This is a genomic window from Motilimonas sp. E26 (assembly GCF_021278025.1).
Classification (GTDB): Bacteria; Pseudomonadota; Gammaproteobacteria; order Enterobacterales; family CBDFNC01; genus Motilimonas.
On record NZ_JAIBHJ010000024.1, the window covers coordinates 24,295 to 29,352 of the forward strand.

The window sequence follows — 5,058 nt, forward strand, 5'->3', positions numbered from 1 at the left end:
GGCGCGCATGGAAGGAGTCGAACCTCCGACCGCCTGGTTCGTAGCCAGGTACTCTATCCAGCTGAGCTACATGCGCGCGGTAAACTTTTTGTCTGGTTTAGCAGATTTCTTATTTACTGCATCAATCGAATTGCTGCAATAAAATGAAAGTGGCGCGCATGGAAGGAGTCGAACCTCCGACCGCCTGGTTCGTAGCCAGGTACTCTATCCAGCTGAGCTACATGCGCGTCATACCAAAACATAAATGGCGGTGAAGGAGGGATTTGAACCCTCGATGGGGCTACAAACCCCATACTCCCTTAGCAGGGGAGCGCCTTCGGCCACTCGGCCACCTCACCGTTCTGGTGGCGCACATATTACCCGCAGCCGAAAATATGTCAAACAGTTTTTCAGAAAAAGGCTCTGTTCGAACAGTTCTTAAACAGACTGTCGAAGTTATGAGGTTTTAACGAGATAAAAGTGAGGTAAATCACATAAAAAGGTCGCATTCCTCTTTTGCAAACCCTCTTATCACAAGGTGCCATTCAGAAATTGAATAACGGAGTCCTCTGCTATATAGCGATATACACCTAACGACCAAAAGAGCGCTCAGCAAACGAGTCATCTCGCTAGCTTGGTTAGATTAACTTATCGATGTCGTTTTTCAGGTACAAAAAAAGGAGCCTAAGCTCCTTTTTTACAATTTGTTAGCATTAAAACTGGTCAGGGCCTTTCTCCGCCTGAATGCGCATATAAATCTCTTCACGATGAACAGAGACTTCTTTTGGTGCATTCACACCGATGCGCACTTGGTTTCCTTTAACTCCTAGAACAGTCACTGTCACTTCGTCACCGATCATCAGAGTTTCACCTACACGACGAGTCAAAATTAGCATTTACAGCTCCTTGTTTCCATTATTCTGCTTTATTGGATCCCATTATCCATATATTAATCAAAAAGGTAATACCCAATATCCTCTAAAGCATAAGGGTTTTCGCCTATTTGCCTTCTTCTGGCTCAGCGTCCAGGCCAAATGCAGTGTGTAGCGAGCGTACCGCAAGCTCTAAGTACTTCTCATCAATTAATACTGACACCTTGATTTCTGATGTTGAAATCTGGTGCATGTTAATATTTTCACGTCCCAATACTTCAAACATGGTTTTAGCCACGCCAGGATGATTCCACATCCCTACACCAACTATAGACACCTTGGCGATATGTTCATCACCTTGTACACCTTTTGCGCCAACTTCTTTTGCGACAGCAGTTAAAAGTTCAGTCGCACGACGGTAGTCATCACGGTGTACAGTGAAGGTGAAATCCGCTTTACCATCACCTAACGTGTTTTGCACTATCATATCGATATCAATGCCGGCATCACCAATCGGTGATAATACGCGAGCGGCCATTGAAGGTTCGTCTGGCACACCGCAAATAGTTAAACGCGCTTCGTCACGATTAAACGCAATACCTGATACAACAGGAGATTCCATGTTTACTTCCTCATAACTAATTAAGGTGCCAGAGCCTTCTTTAAAACTTGATAGTACGCGTAGGGGTACACTGTATTTCCCGGCGAATTCAACCGAGCGAATTTGCAGAACTTTTGCCCCTAAACTCGCCATTTCAAGCATTTCTTCAAACGTAATAGTATCTAAGCGACGAGCCTGAGGCACCATACGTGGGTCAGTAGTGTAAACACCATCAACATCGGTGTAGATTTGGCATTCGTCAGCTTTTAATGCAGCTGCCACCGCTACAGCGGAGGTATCTGAACCACCACGACCTAAAGTAGTAATGTTGTTTAACTCATCACGACCTTGGAAACCCGCAACGACAACAACCTTACCCTCAGCGATGTGCTGTTTTAGGTTATCAGTTTCAACATCTAAAATGCGCGCTTTACTATGGCTTGAGTCAGTTTTCATCCGCATCTGATCGCCAGTCATCGACACCGCATCAACACCTACTTTATGCAAAGCGATAGTCAGTAGTGCGATAGTGACTTGCTCACCCGTTGACACCAATACATCCATTTCACGGCGGCTGGCATCTAAGTCTAGTTCTTTTGCCATACCAATCAAGCGATTAGTTTCACCAGACATAGCAGACACTACCACAACAACATCATGGCCCTGCTCTTTGGTCCGCTTTACCCTCTCGGCGACTGCTTCGATTCGCTCAAGAGTACCTACTGAGGTACCACCGTATTTTTGAACTATTACACCCACGTGCGTATTCCTTTTACAGACGTTGTTCTAACCAAGGTTGAACAGATTTCAATGCGTCAGGCAATGCTGCCGCGTCAGTACCACCTGCTTGGGCCATATCAGGACGACCACCGCCCTTCCCGCCTACTTGCATAGCGACCATATTTACTAATTCTCCCGCTTTTACTTTAGCGGTTAAATCTTTGGTAACACCAGCGATCAAACTTACCTTGCCTTCGCTTACAGTCGCTAAAAACACGATGCCAGATTGCAATTTGTTTTTCAGCTCATCAACCGATGAACGCAGCGCTTTAGGCTCGATACCATCTAAGTGTGCCACCACCACTCTGGTGCCACCCAGTTCTATCGCCTGACCAATTAAATCAGCACCCGCTTGACTCGCCATTTTGGCTTTTAACTGCTCAAGCTCTTTTTCTAGGGCTTTTGAGCGATCAATAACTTGACGTACTTTAGCGCCAATGGTGAATTGATCACCCTTTACCAGATCAAGAGTTTGCTGGATTTGCTCACCTAAGTTATGAATGAAGTCGATAGCGGCTGGGCCTGAAACCGCCTCGATACGACGAATACCCGCAGCAATACCGCCTTCAGAGATAATTTTGAAAAAACCTATATCACCTGTGCGCTTGGCATGCGTACCACCACAAAGCTCGGTAGAAAAGTCGCCCATTTGTACCACGCGAACCATTTCATCGTATTTTTCGCCGAATAGTGCCATAGCACCCGACGCTTTTGCTTCTTCAATGTTCATCACCTTAGTGATCACTTCGAAGTTGTCGCGAATGGCTTTATTCACCAGAAACTCAACCTGACGAATCGATTCCATGGTCATCGGTTCAAAATGAGAAAAGTCGAAACGTAGTTTCTCGCTATCCACTAATGAGCCTTTTTGACCGATGTGATCGCCTAAAGTATGACGTAATGCCGAATGCAGTAAGTGAGTCACCGAGTGGTTTAAGGCAATGGCTTTGCGTTTTTGCTCATCAACTACCGCAATGATCTCTTCACCAACGGATAATTTAGCGCCACACATATAACCGTGATGTAAAAATGCATTACCGGACTTTTGTGTATCCGTCACGACAAAAGCGCCACCTGGAAATTGAATCTCACCGGTATCACCCACTTGGCCACCTGACTCAGCATAGAAAGGTGTTTCACCTAAGATAACAATCCCTTCTTCGCCTTGAGCTAGGCTAGCTACCGACTCACCTTGTTTAAACATCTCAACGATCTTCGCTTTACTGTCGGTTACGTTGTAACCTAAAAAGCGAGTTTGATGCTCAACCTTAATAGCGTCGTTATAATCTGTACCAAAGCTATTCGCTTTTTGTGCTCGCTCACGTTGAGCTTGCATTGCCGCTTCAAAGCCATCTTGGTCAATTACTAACTCACGTTCACGAGCGATATCAGCCGTTAAATCGGCAGGGAAGCCATAGGTATCATACAGTTTAAATACCAATTCACCTGGGATAGTCGTGCCCTTAAGTTGCATCAACGCATCATCAAGAATAGCCAAACCACGATCGAGCGTTTTTGCAAATTGCTCTTCTTCGAGTCTAAGCATTTTTTCAACAATGGCTTGTTGTTTAGTTAACTCTGGATACGCCTCACCCATTTGCTTAACAAGCTCAGCAACCAACTTATAAAAGAAGGTGTCGGTAGCACCTAACTTATGTCCATGACGCACCGCACGACGGATAATACGGCGCAGTACATAACCGCGACCTTCATTTGAAGGCATTACGCCATCAGCAATCAAAAAGCTACAAGAGCGTATATGGTCAGCCACCACCCGCAACGATTTATCTTCTAAATCTTTTGCACCAGTAATTTCAGCCGTTTTTTTGATCAGCGCTTGAAAAATGTCGATTTCGTAGTTTGAATGCACACCTTGCAAAATAGCTGCAATACGCTCAAGCCCCATACCGGTGTCCACCGAAGGCTTAGGTAAAGGCTCCATCGTGCCATCGGCATGACGGTTAAATTGCATGAATACTAGGTTCCATATTTCGATGTAGCGATCACCGTCTTCTTCAGGTGTTCCTGGAGGACCGCCCCAAATATGTTCACCATGATCATAAAAAATTTCAGTACATGGCCCGCAAGGTCCAGTATCACCCATTGACCAGAAGTTATCTTTGGCACCAATGCGAGATAAGCGATCAGCTGGTACACCCATTTCTTTTAGCCAAATGTCCGCAGCTTCATCATCTTCTTCGAAAACCGTGACCCAGAGTTTTTCTTTTGGCAATTTAACAACTTCAGTTAAAAACTCCCAAGCAAAGCTAATCGCCTCACGTTTGAAATAATCACCGAAGCTAAAGTTACCTAGCATTTCAAAAAAAGTATGGTGACGTGCGGTATAACCGACATTTTCTAAATCGTTATGCTTACCACCAGCACGAACACAGCGCTGGCTTGATGTAGCACGAGTATATGGGCGCTGATCCATGCCCAAAAACACGTCTTTAAATTGAACCATACCAGCGTTGGTGAACAGCAACGTGGGATCATTACCAGGAACAAGTGGACTACTAGCGACACTTTGGTGTCCCTTACTTTCAAAGTATCCAAGAAACGCGTTACGGATCTCAGCTGTGGATTGGCTCATGAATTAGGTTCCAAATAAACTGAATATAACCATTTACGGTAAGCCTCATTGCTTAACCGTAAAATAGACAAAATTAAATGCGCACAATATATCACGGTGAAACACGAGGGAAAAGTAAACCGAGCGATTTCAAAATCGGATAATAAACATTTATTAGCCCATGGCTGACTAAGCTGAGCAACCGCTCCCCACTGACAAAATTAAATGCGCACACTCAACATGAATATCACGGT

3 protein-coding genes and 3 tRNA genes are annotated in these 5,058 nt (G+C 44.9%); all 6 read right to left on the reverse strand.

All coding sequences use genetic code 11. The features are described 5' to 3' along the window. Window positions 1–2 precede the first annotated feature (2 nt). Window positions 3–76: transfer RNA gene (locus tag K1M91_RS16775), tRNA-Arg, on the reverse strand. A gap of 74 nt (window positions 77–150) precedes the next feature. After that, a tRNA-Arg gene (locus K1M91_RS16780) sits at window positions 151–227 on the reverse strand. A gap of 18 nt (window positions 228–245) precedes the next feature. Beyond that, window positions 246–338 (reverse strand) — tRNA-Ser (locus tag K1M91_RS16785). A 354-nt stretch (window positions 339–692) separates the two neighbouring features. Further along, a complete protein-coding gene (gene csrA, locus K1M91_RS16790; protein ID WP_232803417.1) occupies window positions 693–875 on the reverse strand; it encodes a carbon storage regulator CsrA in 183 nt (60 codons plus the stop codon). A 103-nt stretch (window positions 876–978) separates the two neighbouring features. Continuing rightward, on the reverse strand, window positions 979–2,211 hold the full coding sequence (locus K1M91_RS16795) for an aspartate kinase (protein ID WP_232803418.1): 1,233 nt from the start codon (window positions 2,209–2,211) through the stop codon (window positions 979–981). A 13-nt stretch (window positions 2,212–2,224) separates the two neighbouring features. Then, the gene (gene alaS, locus K1M91_RS16800) at window positions 2,225–4,825 is read right to left on the reverse strand and encodes an alanine--tRNA ligase (RefSeq protein ID WP_232803419.1); all 2,601 of its coding nucleotides are present in this window, start codon (window positions 4,823–4,825) and stop codon (window positions 2,225–2,227) included. Window positions 4,826–5,058: the final 233 nt, after the last annotated feature.

Bases quoted from the DNA above. Each gene is read 5' to 3' on its own strand.
- alaS (WP_232803419.1), bottom strand. From the start codon at position 4,825: ATGAGCCAATCCACAGCTGAGATCCGTAACGCGTTTCTTGGATACTTT.
- csrA (WP_232803417.1), bottom strand. From the start codon at position 875: ATGCTAATTTTGACTCGTCGTGTAGGTGAAACTCTGATGATCGGTGAC.